This is a genomic window from Variovorax soli NBRC 106424, assembly GCF_001591385.1.
Lineage (GTDB): Bacteria > Pseudomonadota > Gammaproteobacteria > Burkholderiales > Burkholderiaceae_C > Variovorax > Variovorax soli.
The window spans coordinates 1-16348 of sequence record NZ_BCUU01000024.1 but is presented as its reverse complement, the minus strand read 5'-3'; the positions used below and the strand labels follow the sequence as shown (position 1 = coordinate 16348).

Annotated in this window: 17 protein-coding genes; 2 read left to right on the top strand and 15 right to left on the bottom strand. The window is 68.3% G+C overall.

What is annotated here, in order from left to right; genetic code table 11:
* Positions 1-71: 71 nt before the first annotated feature.
* Complete coding sequence (locus VSO01S_RS09730) at positions 72-1277, bottom strand: PLP-dependent transferase (RefSeq protein ID WP_068641794.1); 1206 nt, start codon at positions 1275-1277, stop codon at positions 72-74.
* A gap of 34 nt (positions 1278-1311) precedes the next feature.
* On the opposite strand from VSO01S_RS09730, the gene VSO01S_RS09725 reads away from it, so the two are divergent.
* Both VSO01S_RS09725 and VSO01S_RS09720 read left to right on the top strand, forming a co-directional pair.
* The gene (locus tag VSO01S_RS09725) at positions 1312-2142 is read left to right on the top strand and encodes a helix-turn-helix domain-containing protein (RefSeq protein WP_068641793.1); all 831 of its coding nucleotides are present in this window, start codon (positions 1312-1314) and stop codon (positions 2140-2142) included.
* 84 nt (positions 2143-2226) lie between these two features.
* Complete coding sequence (locus tag VSO01S_RS09720; protein ID WP_068641792.1) at positions 2227-2667, top strand: VOC family protein; 441 nt, start codon at positions 2227-2229, stop codon at positions 2665-2667.
* Between the two features lie 83 nt (positions 2668-2750).
* On the opposite strand, the gene VSO01S_RS09715 is transcribed toward VSO01S_RS09720, so the two are convergent.
* The 14 genes from VSO01S_RS09715 to VSO01S_RS09650 form a co-directional block, all read right to left on the bottom strand.
* On the bottom strand, positions 2751-3275 hold the full coding sequence (locus VSO01S_RS09715; RefSeq protein ID WP_068641788.1) for a phosphoribosyltransferase: 525 nt from the start codon (positions 3273-3275) through the stop codon (positions 2751-2753).
* A gap of 45 nt (positions 3276-3320) precedes the next feature.
* Positions 3321-4652 (bottom strand): adenylosuccinate synthase, encoded by a 1332-nt coding sequence (locus VSO01S_RS09710; RefSeq protein WP_068641864.1) that lies wholly within the window; start codon positions 4650-4652, stop codon positions 3321-3323.
* Between the two features lie 23 nt (positions 4653-4675).
* Positions 4676-5827 carry an ATP phosphoribosyltransferase regulatory subunit gene (locus VSO01S_RS09705; RefSeq protein ID WP_068641787.1) on the bottom strand — a complete coding sequence of 384 codons (1152 nt, stop codon included), beginning with the start codon at positions 5825-5827 and terminating at the stop codon, positions 4676-4678.
* A 69-nt stretch (positions 5828-5896) separates the two neighbouring features.
* A complete protein-coding gene (locus tag VSO01S_RS09700) occupies positions 5897-6085 on the bottom strand; it encodes a DUF2065 domain-containing protein (protein WP_068641786.1) in 189 nt (62 codons plus the stop codon).
* A gap of 42 nt (positions 6086-6127) precedes the next feature.
* On the bottom strand, positions 6128-7024 hold the full coding sequence (gene hflC, locus VSO01S_RS09695) for a protease modulator HflC (RefSeq protein ID WP_068641784.1): 897 nt from the start codon (positions 7022-7024) through the stop codon (positions 6128-6130).
* A gap of 33 nt (positions 7025-7057) precedes the next feature.
* Entirely contained in the window at positions 7058-8395 is a 1338-nt protein-coding gene (hflK, locus tag VSO01S_RS09690) for an FtsH protease activity modulator HflK (protein ID WP_068641782.1), read from the bottom strand.
* An 84-nt stretch (positions 8396-8479) separates the two neighbouring features.
* On the bottom strand, positions 8480-9652 hold the full coding sequence (hflX, locus tag VSO01S_RS09685) for a GTPase HflX (RefSeq protein WP_068641780.1): 1173 nt from the start codon (positions 9650-9652) through the stop codon (positions 8480-8482).
* Between the two features lie 60 nt (positions 9653-9712).
* The gene (hfq, locus tag VSO01S_RS09680; RefSeq protein ID WP_068641863.1) at positions 9713-9958 is read right to left on the bottom strand and encodes an RNA chaperone Hfq; all 246 of its coding nucleotides are present in this window, start codon (positions 9956-9958) and stop codon (positions 9713-9715) included.
* A 152-nt stretch (positions 9959-10110) separates the two neighbouring features.
* Entirely contained in the window at positions 10111-11454 is a 1344-nt protein-coding gene (gene der / locus VSO01S_RS09675; RefSeq protein WP_068641779.1) for a ribosome biogenesis GTPase Der, read from the bottom strand.
* 22 nt (positions 11455-11476) lie between these two features.
* Positions 11477-12619, bottom strand: a complete 1143-nt coding sequence (gene bamB, locus VSO01S_RS09670; protein WP_068641778.1) for an outer membrane protein assembly factor BamB — start codon at positions 12617-12619, stop codon at positions 11477-11479.
* A 30-nt stretch (positions 12620-12649) separates the two neighbouring features.
* Entirely contained in the window at positions 12650-13324 is a 675-nt protein-coding gene (locus VSO01S_RS09665; RefSeq protein ID WP_068641775.1) for a YfgM family protein, read from the bottom strand.
* Between the two features lie 8 nt (positions 13325-13332).
* Positions 13333-14703: a histidine--tRNA ligase gene (gene hisS / locus VSO01S_RS09660; RefSeq protein WP_084241777.1), complete on the bottom strand. Its 1371-nt coding sequence runs from the start codon at positions 14701-14703 to the stop codon at positions 13333-13335.
* A gap of 8 nt (positions 14704-14711) precedes the next feature.
* Entirely contained in the window at positions 14712-16013 is a 1302-nt protein-coding gene (ispG, locus tag VSO01S_RS09655) for a flavodoxin-dependent (E)-4-hydroxy-3-methylbut-2-enyl-diphosphate synthase (protein WP_068641773.1), read from the bottom strand.
* On the bottom strand, positions 16010-16348 hold a 339-nt coding region (locus VSO01S_RS09650), incomplete at its 5' end, for a DUF4115 domain-containing protein (protein ID WP_153305195.1). The genes ispG and VSO01S_RS09650, both read right to left, overlap by 4 nt.

The window sequence follows — 16348 nt, the reverse complement described above, 5'->3', positions numbered from 1 at the left end:
ACGGGCAACGGCATGACCACAATGTAAGCGATACGGTTCAAGGCCAGCGCGTTTGGCTGGCCGCCTGTTGCTCAATCTGGCTCGGAAAGCGTGGCCAGGGCCTGCTCCAGGTCGGCCTGCAGGTCTTCCACCGCCTCCAGGCCGATCGAGAAGCGCACCAGCGTGCCCTTGTGGGGCCACTGCGCCACCTTCGGGTCGCGCATGAGGCCGATGTCGTAGGGCACCACCAGGCTGATCGGCCCGCCCCACGAGTAGCCCAGCTTGAACAGCCGCAGCGCGTCGCAGAAGGCATCGACCTGCTCGGTGCCATAGCGGGCGTCGAACACCACCGAGAAGAGGCCCGCAGCCGCGCCGTCGGCACCGCACAGCGCGCGCCAGTTCTCGTGGCCGGGCGAGCCTTCCAGCGCCGGGTGCAAGACCTGGGCGATCTCGTCGCGCCGCGACAGCCAGCCGGCCAGCACACGGGCGCATTCGTCGTGGGCCCGGTAGCGCAAGGCAATGCTGGGCAGGGAGCGCATCACCTCCTGCACGTCGTCCACGCCCACCCCCAGGCCCAGGCGCATGTGCGTCAGCTTGAGCTTCAGGTGCAAGGCCGGGTCCCGGGTAATGACGCTGCCCATCAGCACGTCGCCGCCGCCGCTGGGGTACTTGGTGAGGGCCTGCGCCGAGATGTCAACGCCCTCCCCGTCGCCTTCGAGGTCGAAGGGGTTGAAGGCGATGCCCGTGCCCCAGGTGTTGTCCAGCGCGCAGACCACGCCCCGCGCCCGGCACAGGCGCACCAGCGCAGGCAGGTCCGGAAACTCCATGGTCACCGAGCCCGCGGCTTCGAGCCACACCAGCCGGGTCTTGTCACCCAGCTTGGCGGCCAGGTCGCCCGGGTTCATCGGATCGTACAGCCGGTGCGTGATCCCGAAGTTGGCGAGCTCGCCCGCGGCCAGCGCCTTGTTCGGACCGTAGACGTTGTCGGGCAGCAGCACCTCGTCGCCGGTCTTGAGCAGCGCCAGCGACACCAGCGAGATGGCGGCCAGCCCGCTGGGCGCCAGCAGGCACTCGGTGCCGCCTTCCAGCGCGGCCAGGCGCTCCTCCAGCATGAAGGTGGTGGGGGTGCCGTGCAGGCCATAGGTGTAGCCGGCCTTGCTGCGCCAGTCGCGGGCGCGCATGGCGGCAACGTCGGCAAAGAAAACGGTCGAGGCCTTGTAGACCCCGGGCTGAGGTGCCCCGAAGCGCTCGGGCGGCGTGTAGGGATGATGAATCAGGTCGGTGATGGGCTTGCTCATGGCCCGATGCTAGCTCGCGCGCAGAATTGGGGGCATGCACCTGATGCGTTCGCCCGCCCGGCTGGTGCGCCTGCGCCCCTTCGTGCAGGCGCTGTGGGCGAGCGAGCCCGCAGCCGGCGACTGCGTGCGGCCCGGCGCCCGCGAGCATGTGCTGCCCACCGGTGCCATGCACCTGGTCTTTCGCCTCTCGGGTCCGCCGCTGCGCCTGTTCGATGGCGACCACGACCTGGCGGGACACAGCGCCGGCGGCCATGCCCTGGTCGGCGGGCCGCGGGAACGCTTCTACCTGCGCGACGTGTCGCAGCCCTGCGCATCGGTCGGGGTGCTGCTGCAGCCTGGCGCGGCCTTGCCGCTGCTGGGCGCCCCGGCAGACGCCCTGGCCGGGTGCCACACGCCGCTGGGCGACCTGTGGGGCGCGCAGGCCGGCCTCGCGCTGGAGCGCCTGCAGGAAGCCGGCAACCTGGAAGCCCGCCTGGACCTGTTCGAATCGCTGCTGCTCCAGCGACTGGGCGACAGCTTCCACGGCCTGCACCCTGCCGTGGCCCAGTCGCTGGCACCGCTGGGCCTGGGGACGCTGCGCGTGCGCGAGCTGGCCGAGCGCAGCGGCTACAGCCATCGGCGCTTCATCGACCTCTTCCGCGCCGCGACGGGCCTGGCGCCCAAGGCCTATGCGCGCGTGCAGCGGCTGGGCCGGGTGCTCGATCTGGCCGGCGATGCGCAACGCGGCTGGGCCGACATTGCGGACGAGGCCGGATTTTCCGACCAATCGCACCTGACGCGCGAATTCGGCGAGATTGCCGGCCTCTCGCCGCAGGCATGGCGGCGTGTTGCGAGCGCCGGCACGCCGCGGCACGTGCCGCGCTGAAACACCCCTTCAATTTTCTGCAAGACGCGCCCGGCCGGCCTGCCGACAATGGCCGCATCACCGCTTTGCAAGAGGACCCGCGACATGGCAACCCGAGAGATGTACCCCTACATTTGCGTCAACGACGGCCAGGCCGCCGTCGACTTCTACACGCGCGTCTTCGGCATGACCGAGAAATTCCGGCTCACCGAGCCGGGCGGCCGCATCGGCCATGTGGAACTGGACTTCGGCGGCAGCACGCTGATGGTGTGCGAGGAGTTTCCGGAGTACGGCATCCGCAGCCCCAAGTCGGTGGGCGGCACCTCCGTCACCATCCACCTGCATGTGGACGATGCGGACGCCGTGGTGGAGCGCGCGCTGGCCGAAGGCGCGATCATCCACATGCCCCTGGCCGACCAGTTCTACGGCGAGCGATCGGGCAGCTTCTTCGATCCCTTCGGGCACCGGTGGAACGTCGGCCACCACATCGAGGACCTCACGCCGCAGGAAATGCAGCGCCGCTACAACGAGAACCCCGACTGCTGAAAAACTGCGCGGGCAGAAAAAGAAAAGGCGCGGACTCGCCGCGCCTTGGGTTCAACGCTCGGCGCGCCAGGCGCCGAATGCTGTCAGACCGACCACTTCTCGATCAGCTTCTGCGGACGCAGGTTGTCGTAGTGCTCGAAGGGCTGGTGGATCCAGGGGTTGGTCGGCAGGAATTCCACCGAATAGTCGGCCGTGAAATTCGACAGGCCCTTGGTCCACAGCACCGCGCTGCGCAGCTCGGTGATGGGCTTGTACTTGGTGCGCAGCAACTCGACCACCGCATTGAGCGTGTGGCCGGAGTCGGCCAGGTCGTCCACCAGCAGCACGCGGCCGGCGATCTCGCCCTTGGGCGTGGTGATGTAGTGGGCAATGTCCAGGTGGCCCTGCACCGTGCCGGCCTCGGCGCGGTACGAGCTGGTGGACATGATGGCCAGCGGCTTGTCGAAGATGCGCGAGAGCACGTCGCCCGGGCGCATGCCGCCGCGGGCCAGGCACAGGATGTTGTCGAACTCCCAGCCGGACTGGTGCACCTTGATCGCCAGCTTCTCGATCAGGTTGTGGTATTCGTCGTAGCTAACGTAGAGGTGCTTGCCGTCTTCGGTCAACATGTTGGTGGGGCTCCGGTGGTGGTTGCGAGCGAAGTTTGAGAAAAGTCAGTCTGCCAGGAAGGGGTGGCGCATCATGATGGTGTGATCCCGGTCCGGGCTGGTGGACACCACGTGGATCGGCACACCGGTCACCTGCTCGATGCGCTGCAGGTACAGGCGCGCATTCACGGGCAGCTTGTCGTACTGGGTGACGCCCACGGTGCTGTCGCTCCAGCCTTCCAGCGTTTCGTACACGGGCGTGCAGCGCTCGATCTCGTCAGCGCCCAGGGGCAGGATGTCGGTGTATTCGCCGTCGAGCATGTAGCCGGTGCACAGCTGCAGCTCCTTCAGGCCGTCCAGCACGTCCAGCTTGGTGATGCACAGGCCCGACAGGCCGTTGACCTGCGCCGAGCGCTTGAGCAGCGCCGCGTCGAACCAGCCGCAGCGGCGGCTGCGCCCGGTGGTCACGCCCTTCTCGGCACCCACGGTGGAGAGGTGGTAACCCACGGTGCCGGGCGTCGCCCAGTCGAGCTCGGTGGGGAACGGACCGCCGCCCACGCGGGTGCAGTAGGCCTTGGTGATGCCCAGCACGTAGTGCAGCAGGCCAGGGCCGACGCCCGCGCCGGCGGCGGCATTGCCGGCCACGCAGTTGCTGGAGGTGACGTAGGGGTAGGTGCCGTGGTCCACGTCCAGCAGCGTGCCCTGCGCGCCTTCGAACAGCAGGTTTTCGCCGTTGCGGTGCGCCTCGTTCAGTTCGCGCGAGACGTCGGCCACCATCGGCAGCACGACCTCGGCGTGGCGCATGGCCTCGTTGTAGACGGCGTCGAAGTCCAGCGCCTGCGCACCCAGCACTTCCACCAGCACGTGGTTGTGCAGGTCGAGCAGCACGCGCAGCTTGGCGGCGAAGCGCTCGGGGTGCTTCAGGTCCTGCACGCGCAGCGCGCGGCGGGCGATCTTGTCTTCGTAGGCCGGGCCGATGCCGCGGCCGGTGGTGCCGATCTTCTCGATGCCGCCCTTCTCGCGATAGGCTTCGCGCGCCACGTCCAGCGCGGCGTGGAACGGCAGGATCAGCGGGCAGGCCTCGCTGATGCGCAGGCGCGAACGCACCTCGACGCCGGCCTTTTCCAGGCCTTCCATCTCTTCGATGAGCTTGGCCGCCGACAGCACCACGCCGTTGCCGATGTAGCACTTCACGCCCGGGCGCATGATGCCGCTGGGAATGAGGTGCAGCGCGGTCTTCACGCCGTTGATGACCAGCGTGTGGCCCGCGTTGTGGCCGCCCTGGAAGCGGACCACGCCCTGGGCGCTCTCGGTCAGCCAGTCGACCAGCTTGCCCTTGCCCTCGTCGCCCCACTGGGTGCCGACGACGACCACGTTTCTTCCGGTGGTTGCGCTCATGTTCATTCCAATTGCTTTGCTGTTCAGATGGGTTTCACGTTCCATTGGCCGCCCTGCTCGACGAGCTCGCGGTCGCAATGGAATTCGTCGATCTCGCTGTCGTGGCCGGGCAGCACACACACCACGGTCTCGCCCTTGGCGCGCAAGGCGGCAATGGCGTCGCGCAGGCCTGCAGCGTCGCGCCACGGCGCACGGATGGCCGCGCGCAGCGGACGGGCCGGCAGCACGCCGACCAGCTCGCGAACGTCGAGGCTGAAGCCGACGGCAGGACGGTTGCGGCCGAACACGGCGCCCACCTCGTCGTAGCGGCCGCCGCGCACCAGCGCATCGGCCGCGCCGGGCACGTAGATGCCGAAGCGGATGCCGCTGTAGTAGGCATAGCCGCGCATGTCGGCCAGGTCGAAGCTGATGCTGGCGCCATGGAGGTAGTGCGCGACCTTGCGCAGTTGGGCCAGCGAATCCTCGATGCCGGGGACGCCGGCCAGGGCCTTCTGCGCCTCGTCCAGGACCTTGGCATCGCCGAAGAGCTGCACCAGCGCCTGCAGGCCGTTGCGAGAGGCGGCCGGGAAGCCCGCGGTCAGTTCACGCAGGCTGCTCGCGTCCTTGGCGGCCAATGCCGCATGCACTTGGGCCACCACCGCTGCGTCGTTCGTGGCGCCAGCCAGCAGCGCACGCTCGATGCGGGCGTCGGCCAGGTCGACCACGGCGCCCTCGTGGATGCCGGCGGCCTGCAGGCAGTCCAGCGCCAGGCGCAGGCTTTCGATATCGGCCTCGATGCCGGCATGGCCGTAGATCTCGGCGCCGAACTGCAGCGGCTCGCGGGTGGCATGCGGGCGGTCGGGCCGCGCGTGCAGCACCGGGCCGCAGTAGCAAAGCCGGGTCACGCCCTGGCGGTTGAGCAGGTGGGCGTCGATGCGGGCCACCTGCGGCGTGGTGTCGGCGCGCAGGCCCATGGAGCGGCCCGACAGCTGGTCGACCAGCTTGAAGGTCTGCAGGTCGAGCGCCTCGCCGGTGCCCGACAGCAGCGACTCCAGGTGCTCCAGCAGCGGCGGCATCACCAGCTCGTAGCCGTAGCCGCGGGCGGTGTCGAGGAGTTGGCGTCGGAGTTCCTCGATGTGGCGTGCCTCCGAGGGCAGCACATCGGCAATGTGATCCGGGAGGACCCAGGCAGACATGTCAGGGGCGAAGGAACGAATGTCCCAGGCTGTTAAAACAGGGATTTTACAGGCCCCGTTACACGCACCTCACCCAACGAGCCAAAGAAGGAGCAATCCAAGGGCGATGCTGCAGAGGCCGAAGAAGCGCAGCTGCCCGTCGCGCAACTGCAGCAGCTGCGAAAAGCCGCGGCGCCAGCGGCCGGGCGACAGGAAGGGCAGGAGCCCTTCGATGACCAGGACCAGCGCGAGCGCGCTCCAGAAGACTTCGCTGCTCACGCCCCGCCCGCCGCTGGTCTGCGATGGCCCCGGCCGCCCGGGTCAGCGACGCGGCGCAGCCGCACCCGGGCCCTGCATGGCGCGGAAGAAATCGCTGCCCGACGGGTCGAGCACCATCACGTCGCCCTTCTTGTTGAAGCTCTGCTTGTAGGCCTCGAGGCTGCGATAGAACTGCGCGAACTGCGGGTCGCGGCCGAAGGCCTCGGCATAGATGCCGGCAGCCTGGGCGTCGCCCTGGCCCTTGATGGCCTGCGCATCGCGATAGGCGTTGGCCACGATCACCTCGCGCTGGCGGTCGGCGTCCGCGCGGATCTTCTCGCCTTCGGCAATGCCGGTGGAGCGCAGCTCGTTGGCCACGCGCTTGCGCTCGGCCTCCATGCGGCGGTAGACCGATTCGGTGATGGCCTCGACATAGTCCACGCGGGTGATGCGCACGTCCACCACGTCGATGCCCCAGGGCTTGCTGCCCTTGACCACTTCCAGCACCTCGCGCTGCACGTCGGCCATCAGGGCCTCGCGGCGCACCGAGATCAGGTCGCGCACGGTGCGCTTGTTGATGTTCTCCTGGAAGGCGTTGCGCATCACCCGGTTGAGCTGGTTGGCGCCCGCGTTCTCGTCCAGGCCGACGTTGCGGATGTAGGCCTGCGGATCGGTGATGCGCCAGCGCACGTACCAGTCGATGACCACGCGCTGCTTCTCGGCAGTGAGCATGGGCTCGGGGTCCACGCTGGCCAGGGTGAGCAGGCGCTTGTCGATGTACGACACATTCTGGAACGGCGGCGGCAGCTTCCAGTTGAGGCCGGGCTCGGTGATGACTTCCTTGATCTGGCCCAGGGCGTAGACCACGCCGAACTGGCGCTGGTCGACCACGAAGAGGGTCGAGCTCAGCACGACCAGCGCGATGAGGAAGGAGGTGGCAATGAATCCGATTCTGTTCATGTCAGGCTTTTCTTCTTCTGGTGCTGCGGGCCTTCAACGCACGTCCCGGTCGCGCGAGCGGCCGTCGCGGGCGCGCGGGTCGCCGCCCGGCGCCACCAGGGAGCTCTGGGGCGGCGTGGCACCGGCCACGCTGGCCGGGGGCGCATCGGCCGGCGCGCCCACGTTGGCGTTGGTGCCCGTCATCTGCATCAGCTTGTCCAGCGGCAGGTACAGCAGGTTGGAGCCTTGCTTGGAATCGACCAGCACCTTGGTGGTGTTGCTGTAGATCTGCTGCATGGCGTCCACGTACATGCGGTCGCGCGTGACCTGCGGCGCCTTCTGGTACTCGGCCAGCACCTGGCCGAAGCGCTGGCCGTCACCCTGGGCCTGCGCCACGATGCGGGCCTTGTAGGCTTCGGACTCTTCCTTCAGGCGCGACGCGGTACCGGTGGCGCGCGGCACCACGTCGTTGGCGTAGGCCTGGGCCTCGTTCTTGGCGCGCTCGCGCTCCTGGCCGGCCTTGAGCACGTCGTCGAAGGCCGCCTGCACCTGCTCGGGCGGACGCACGCCGCCCTGCTGCAGGTTGATGCCCACCACTTCCACGCCCACCTTGTAGCGGTCGAGGATGGTCTGCATGAGGGTGCGCACGCGCGGGGCGATCTGGTCGCGCTCCTCGGCCAGCGCCGCGTCCATCTTCATCTTGCCCACCACTTCGCGCACGGCCGTCTCGGCCACCTGGATCACGGCTTCGGCGGGGGCCTTGCTCTCGTACAGGTAGGCACGCGCATCGCTCAGGCGGTATTGCACGGCGAACTTGATCTCGACGATGTTCTCGTCCTCGGTGAGCATGGCCGACTCGCGCAGGCCGGTGGAACGCACGATGGAGTCGCGGCCCACGTCCGCCGAGCGGATCTGCGTCACCACCACCATCTCGTGGCGCTGGATCGGGTACGGCAGGCGCCAGTTGAAGCCTGCGCCCACGGTCGACTTGTAGCGGCCGAACTGGGTGATGACCGCCTGCGAGCCTTCCTGCACGATGAAGAAGCCCGTGCCCAGCCAGATCAGCAGGGCCACCACGGCCACCAGGCCCAGGCCGAAGCCGGCGTTCTTCATGTCCGGCTTGTAGCTGCCGTTGCCGCCATTGCCGCCGTTGCCGCCCAGGGGCGACTGGCCGCCGCCCCGGCCGCCGAACAGGCCACCGAGCTTGCGGTTGAAATCGCGCCAGAGTTCGTCCAGGTCGGGCGGACCCTGGTTGGGGCCCTGGCCACGGGGGCGTTCCGGCGGTGCGGGCGGGCGGCCCGAGGGCTCGTCGGGACGCTGGCCGTTGGGACGATCGCCTTCGGATCCTCCATCCTCACCGCGCCCCCAGCGGCCGTCGTTCAGATTGAACATGCCGCGGAATCGACTCCACAGTGGCTTAGCAATCATTCGCTTTCTTTTCTTCTCATGGAAATTCAGTGGCGCCGATTGTGCCAATCAATGCACGGCCCCATGCAAAGGCGCAGTGTCCGCAAGGGACATCTGCTGCACGCTGGCCTCGGAGCGGCGCGCCAGCTCCTCGCGCAGCGCCGGCAGCCCTTCGCCGGTGCGGGCGCTGAGGAAGACGCGGTCAACCTGGGTGCCGTCGACTTCCACCGTGTCCGCCAGGCGCAGCGGCCGCTGCGGGGCCTCGATGGCGTCGAGCTTGTTGAACACCAGCAGTTGCGGGATGCTGCCGGCACCGATCTCCTCCAGCACGTTCTGCACCTCGGCCATCTGCTCGGGATGGTGGGGGTTGGCGGCATCGACCACGTGCAGCAGCAGGTCGGCATCCACCGCCTCCTGCAGCGTGGCCTTGAAGGCATCGACCAGCCCGTGCGGCAGCTCGCGAATGAAACCCACGGTGTCGGAGATGGAGGCCTGCCCCGCGCCCTCGCCCAGGTAGAGATGGCGGGTGGTGGTGTCCAGCGTGGCGAACAGCTGGTCGGCCGCGTAGGCCCGCGCTTTCACCATGGCATTGAAGAGCGAGGACTTGCCGGCGTTGGTGTAGCCCACCAGCGAGATCTTGAAGGCGCCGCGCCGCTCGCGCTGGCGGCGCTGCGTGCCGCGCTGGCGCTGCACCTTGGCCAGGCGCTCGCGGGTGCGCTTGATGGCCTCGCCGATCATCCGGCGGTCCAGTTCGATCTGCTTTTCGCCCGGGCCGCCGCGCAGGCCGAAGCCGCCGGTCTGGCGTTCCAGGTGGGACCACCGGCGCACCAGCCGCGTGCTCAGGTACTGCAGGCGGGCCAGTTCGACCTGGAGCTTGCCCTCGTGGCTTCGCGCGCGCTGGGCGAAGATCTCCAGGATGAGGAAGGTGCGGTCGTAGACGGCCAGCCCAATGGCCCGCTCGAGGTTGCGCTGCTGGGCCGGGCTCAGGGCCTGGTCGAAGATGACTTCGCTGGCGCCATGCATCTGCGCCAGTTCGCGTATTTCGTCCGCCTTGCCGCTGCCCACGAACAACGCGGCATCGGGTGCCTTGCGTTTGCAGGTGAGGCGCTCCACCGGCGTGAGGCCGGCGGTCTGGGCGAGCAAGCCGAGTTCTTCGAGCTCGCTGTCGAAATGAGGGAGACCGAAATCGACGCCGACGAGTACTGCGGCGCCTTCTTGTTGTTGAGGGGTGTGTTCAGACAAGCGGAGTAAGACCGTTCAGGAAACGCGGCGCCCTGGTCAGAGGGGGCCGCGCCGTGCCGGTCAGGAGGCCGCGTCGTCGCTCTCGTTGGTCGAGAAGTTGACCGCGCGTCCCGGCACGATGGTGGAGATTGCGTGCTTGTAGACCATCTGGGTCACCGTGTTGCGCAGGAGGACGACGTACTGGTCGAAGGACTCGATCTGGCCTTGCAGCTTGATGCCGTTGACCAGATAGATCGACACCGGCACGTGCTCACGGCGCAGGGTGTTCAGGAATGGGTCTTGAAGAAGCTGCCCTTTGTTGCTCACGATATTCTCCGTGTTCAAGAGGTTGTTGTTGGATAGCTAACCTTAACACACGGCTTCCGCACCGCAGCACGGCAAGCCAATGGCCTTGGAAAAATAAAGGCACTCGGGCTGCGGAACCTTCCGCCCGCCGCGCGCTCGCAGGCGCCCCTGCCCTACTCGTCCTTGTCAGCGTACGGATTGTGCGAGGTCTTGAACTCGATCCGCAAGGGCGTGCCGACCAGGTCGAACTCCTTGCGGAAGCGCCCCTCGAGAAAGCGCTTGTAAGCATCGGTGACGTGCTCCAGCGAATTGCCGTGGATCACGATTACGGGCGGGTTCATGCCGCCCTGGTGCGCATAGCGCATCTTGGGGCGGAACATGCCGCTCTTCTTGGGCGTCTGGAACTGGACGGCCTCCTGCAGCACGCGGGTCAGCACTGGCGTCGACATCTTGCGCGTGGCGCCCTTGTGGGCCTGGGCGATGGACTGCCACAGCGGGCCCAGCCCCTGGCGCTTGGTGGCCGAGATGAAATGCAGCGAGGCGAACTTGAGGAAGGCCAGCCGGGTCTCGATCTGGCGGTGCAGCTGCTCGCGCTGGTAGCTGTCCACCGCGTCCCACTTGTTGATGGCCAGCACCACCGCACGCCCGCTTTCCAGGATGTAGCCGGCGATGTGGGCGTCCTGGTCGGTCACGCCCTGGGTGGCGTCCAGCAGCAGGAGCACCACGTTGGCCGACTCGATGGCCTGCAGCGTCTTGACCACCGAGAATTTCTCGATGGCCTCGAACACCTTGCCCTTGCGGCGCAGGCCGGCGGTGTCGATCAACTCGAAGCGCTGGCCGTTGCGCTCGAAGGGCACCGAGATCGCGTCGCGCGTGGTGCCTGCCAGGTCGAAGGCCACCAGGCGCTCCTCGCCCAGCCAGGTGTTGATGAGGGTCGACTTGCCCACGTTGGGCCGGCCGGCCACCGCCAGGCGGATCGGCCGGGTGGCGTCGTCTTCCTCGTCGTCTTCCTCGGGTTCCTGGAGATTGAGCGGCTCCAGCGCCAGGTCGATCAGGTCGCGGATGCCCTGCCCGTGCGCGGCCGACACGGCATGCACCTCGCCAAAGCCCAGTTCGTAGAAGTCGACCAGCTTGGCGCTGCTCTTCATGCCCTCGGCCTTGTTGGCCGCCAGCAGGCAGGGCTTGCCCAGCCGGCGCAGTTCGTTGGCAATGTCGTGGTCCTGGGCGGAAATGCCGTCGCGTGCGTCCACCACGAAGATCACGACGTCCGCCTCGGCCACGGCCTGGCGGGTCTGCTTGGCCATCTCCTTGAAGATGCCGCTGCCCGCGTCGGGCTCGAAGCCGCCGGTATCGATGACGATGTACTCGTGCTTGCCGGCCCGGCCGTTGCCGTAGTGGCGGTCGCGCGTGAGGCCGGCAAAGTCGGCCACGATCGCATCACGCGTCTGCGTGAGGCGGTTGAATAGCGTCGACTTGCCCACATTGGGCCGACCGACCAGTGCAATGACCGGTTTCATGCGCGAACTTTCAAGCAAAGACTCACTCGGGGCGGTAGCCGAAGACCCCGCCCTTGCGGGTGACCACCACCACGGTGTTGGCCGCCAGGACCGGATCGGCCGCGATGGCCGAGCCGTCCGGCGACACGCGGTTCACCGCCGAGCCGTCTTCACGATTGAGGAACAGCACCTGCCCGGTGCCTTCACCCAGGATCAGCGTGCGGCCCACCGCCAGGGGCGCGGTCAGGCTGCGGTATTTGTAGGCATCGACGCTCCACAGGCGTTCTCCGTCGCTGCGGCGCCAGGCCGTGACGATGCCATTGGATTCGGTGCCGTAGAGCGCGCGCTCATCGCCGCTCAGGCCATCGGAGCCCTGGGCGGTCTTGGTCCACAGCAGCACGCCGCGGCTGGCGTCCACGCATCCGATGGTGGCCATGTAGGCACGCGCACACAGCGTGTTGTCGAGGCGGCTGACCGTGCCGGTCAGGTCCACCAGGCGCTCGACGTCGTTGGTGCCGCGCGGCGAGGCGATGGGCGCCTCCCAGCGGGACGAGCCGTTGGCCGGGTTCATGCCGACCAGGCGCCCGCCCACGCCGGCCACCAGCGTGTCGCCAACCGCCAGCATCACGCCGGGGCGCTTGAGCACCAGGTTGTCGCCGGTGCGCGTCTGGGTCCACAGGCGCCGACCGCTCTGGCCGTCCCACGCGGTGGTGGTGCGGTCGGCGGTCTGCACGAAGATGCGGCGGCCGGCCACCAGCGGCGGCGTGAAGGTTTCGGCCGTGAGCTTCTGCTTCCACAGCACCTTGCCGTTCTGCAGCGCGACCAGTTCGTTCTCGTTGGTGACAACGGCGGCGATCGTGCCATCGCTGCCCACGCCGGCCAGGATGGGTGTGTCGACCTTGGCGCGCCACATCTCCTTGCCGTTGCGCGCGTCGATGGCGACCACGGTGCCGTTGCTGCCGGCCACCGTGACCACATCGCCCGAGACATTGGCCACCAGCGCAAAGCCGACGGGCGCCGCCTGGATGCTCCAGGCCAGGCGCACGCCCAGCACTTCGGCCTTGGGCGGCAGTTCGGCCGGCTTGGGCTTGGAGCTGCCGCAAGCCGCCAGGGCGACGATCGACGCGGCCAGGGCCACGCCGCGCATGATGCGCACGCTGGCCGGCACGAAACGCTGGAGATTCATGTTGCGAGACCCTGAGATCGTTCTTCTTGATTACTTGGCCGAAGCCACGGGCGCCTTGAGCGACTGCGGATCGACGCCCACGGCATTGAGCTTGATTTCCACCAGGCGGCGGTAGTCGGATCCCAGCTCGAAGCCGTTCCAGGCTTGCTGATAGGCCGCCTTGGCCTCCTCGCGCTTGCCCTGGGCCAGGTAGATGTCGCCCTTGCGGTCGGCCACCAGCGCCTCGAATTCCTTGGGCACCGGCGCGGCCAGTTGCTTGAGCGCCTCGTCGTAGGACTTGCCGTCCATCAGCTCGCCCGCCAGGCGCAGCCGTGCGATGGCCTGGTAGCCGGGGTCGACGGCCTTGTCGGCCACCCAGGCCAGCGCCGCGCGGGATGCCTCGGCATTGCCCTTGTCGTGCAGCGCCTTGGCGGCGAGCAATCCGGCCTGCTGCGCGTACGCGGTGCTGCCGAACTTGTCCTTCATGTCGGCCAGGGCGCGCTCGACGCGCGTCATGTCGCCGGCCTCGGCGCCGCGCTGCAATTCGTCGTAGAGCGCCGCGGCACCGGCCGCCTTGTTGCGCTGCCAGTACTGCCAGCCGTTCCAGCCGGCGAAGGCCAGGGCCAGCACCACCACGACCGTGGTGATCAACGTGCCGTAGGTGTTCCAGAAATGCTTGAGCTGGTCGAGCTGTTCCTGTTCTTCGAGATCGAGATGGGTAGCCATTCGGTGTATCAGTCCTTGGGAGCCGAGGATTGTAGGTGGGCCGCCAGTGCGGCAAGTTCCGCCAGCGGATGCGCGCGCTGCTCGCCCTTGCCGTCGCGCAGCGACTTCAGGCCCACTTCGCCGCGGGCCAGCTCGTCCGAGCCGAACACCAGCGCAAAGGCCGCGCCGCTGGCATCGGCCTTCTTGAACTGCGACTTGAAGCTGCCCAGGCCGTCGGCCGTGCTGGCATGCATCTGCACGCGCACGCCGGCGTCGCGCAGCTGCTGCAGGGTGCGCAGCACCACCGGCATGGACGCGGCGTCGGGCACCACGGCATAGGCGTGCGGCACCGGCAGCGGGGCCTGCGCGCCCTGCTCCTTCAGCAGCTCGAGCACCCGCTCCACGCCCAGCGCCCAGCCCACGGCCGGCGTCGGCTTGCCACCGATCTGCACGAACAGGTCGTCGTAGCGCCCGCCCCCGCACACCGTGCCCTGCGAGCCCAGGCGGTCGGTCACGAACTCGAAGGCGGTGAGGTTGTAGTAATCCAGCCCGCGCACCAGGCGCGGGTTGATGGTGTAGGCGATGCCGTTGGCGTCGAGGATGGCCTTGAGGCCCTCGAAGTGCGCCAGCGATTCGGGCCCGAGGAAGTCCAGCAGGCGCGGGGCCGACTCGACCACCTCGCGCATCGCCGGGTTCTTGGTGTCCAGGATGCGCAGCGGGTTGGTGTGCAGGCGGCGGCGCGCCTCTTCGTCGAGCTTGTCGGCGTGCTGCTCGAAGTGGGCGATGAGCTGGGCGCGGTGCTGCGCGCGCTCGGGCGGCTGGCCCAGGCTGTTGAGCTCCAGCCGCACATCGGTCAGGCCGATGGCCTTCCACAGCGATGCCGCCAGCAGGATCACCTCGGCATCGGCCTCGGGGCCGGCAAAGCCCAGGGATTCAACGCCCACCTGGTGGAACTGGCGGTAGCGCCCGCGCTGCGGCTTCTCGCGGCGGAACATGGGGCCCATGTAGAACAGGCGCTTGCCGCCGTCGTACAGCAGGTTGTTCTCGATCACCGCGCGCGCCACGGCGGCCGTGCCCTCCGGGCGCATGGTCAGGTGCTCGGCCTGGCCGTGCTTGTCCGAGCGGTCTTCGAAGGAATACATCTCCTTCTCGACGATGTCGGTCACCTCGCCGATGCCGCGCACGAACAGCGCCGTGTGCTCCAGGATGGGCGTGCGAATGTCGCGGAAGGCGAAGCGCGCCATCTGCTCGCGCACCGTGGCTTCGAGCCACTCCCAGCGCGCCGACTCTGGCGGCAGCAGGTCGTTCATGCCTTTCACGCCGGTGAGCTTCTCGACCTTGGCCGGCTTGGAAGAAGGAAAAACGGGCGCCTGTGCGCCCGGAGCTTGGTTCTGGGACATTCTCTGGGTCAGGCCGTTTGCGCGACCGTCTTGTTGTTGCTGGTGCCGAAACGCTGCTCGACGTAGCGTTCCACCAGGGCATGGAATTCGTTGGCGATGTTCTCGCCGCGCAGGGTGAGCGCCTTCTCGCCGTCGATGAACACCGGCGCGGCGGGCGCCTCGCCGGTGCCCGGCAGGCTGATGCCGATGTCGGCATGCTTGCTCTCGCCGGGGCCGTTGACGATGCAGCCCATCACGGCCACCTTCATCGTCTCCACGCCCGGGTACTTCTGGCGCCAGACCGGCATCTGCATGCGCAGGTAGTCGTCGATCTGCTTGGCCAGTTCCTGGAAGGTGGTGCTGGTGGTGCGCCCGCAGCCCGGGCAGGCCGTGACGCTGGGCACGAACACCCGCATGCCCAGGGCCTGCAGGATCTCGGAGGCAATCACCACCTCCTGCGTGCGCGACTCGCCCGGCTGCGGCGTGAGCGACACGCGGATGGTGTCGCCGATGCCTTCCTGCAGCAGGATGGACAAGGCGGTGGCGGATGCCACCGTGCCCTTGGTGCCCATGCCCGCCTCGGTCAGGCCCAGGTGCAGCGCGTAGTCGCAGCGGCGCGCCAGCTCGCGATAGACGGAAATGAGGTCCTGCACACCGCTGACCTTGCAGCTGAGCACGATCTGGTCGCCGTTCATGCCCATGGACTCGGCCAGCCGGGCCGAGCCGATGGCCGAGCTGACCAGGGCCTCGTACATGACCTGCTTGGCATCCCACGGCTGCGCGCGCCGGCTGTTCTCGTCCATCAGGCCGGCCAGCAGTTCCTGGTCGAGGCTGCCCCAGTTCACGCCAATGCGCACCGGCTTGTTCCAGCGCATTGCGGCCTCGATCATCTGGCCGAACTGCTTGTCCTTCTTGTCGCCCTTGCCCACGTTGCCGGGGTTGATGCGGTACTTGGACAGCGCCTGCGCGCAATCGGGAAACTCGGTCAGCAGGCGATGGCCGTTGTAGTGGAAGTCGCCGATCAGCGGCACGTCCACGCCCATGCGGTCGAGCTGCTCGCGGATGTAAGGCACCTGCGCGGCGGCCTCGGGCGTGTTGACGGTGATGCGCACCATCTCCGAGCCGGCGGCGGCCAGTTCCTTCACCTGGATGGCGGTGCCGATGGCATCCACCGTGTCGGTGTTGGTCATGGACTGGATGCGCACCGGCGCATTGCCGCCCACGGTGACGATGCGCGAACCCCACGCCACCTGCGACTGGCGCGAACGGCGCGGGCGCGGCGCGGCCGGCTCGATCGGCAGGCAGGCGGATTCAGGCGTTGTCTTGGTCATGGCTTGATCTCGAAGCGTGCCACGGTGCCGCCGCGGGTGAACGGCGCCAGGTCGAAGGCCTTGCCGCGCACCTGCACATCCACGCCGGCGGCGCGGCCGACCACCACGGACAGCGGCAGGTTGCCGCTCAGGCCCACGGTCTCGCCCGGCTGGACGACGCGGTAGAGCAACTGCTTGCCGCCCGCCTCGGTCACCGAGATCCAGGACTCGCTCTTCGCGTTGAAGACGATGGTCTCGCCCGCCGTGCTCGCATCGGGCGTTGCGGATGCGGTGGCAGGGCTGGCCGGTGCCGCGGTCGGCGCAGCAGCTGAAGCCGGCACGGCGGGCGATGCCGC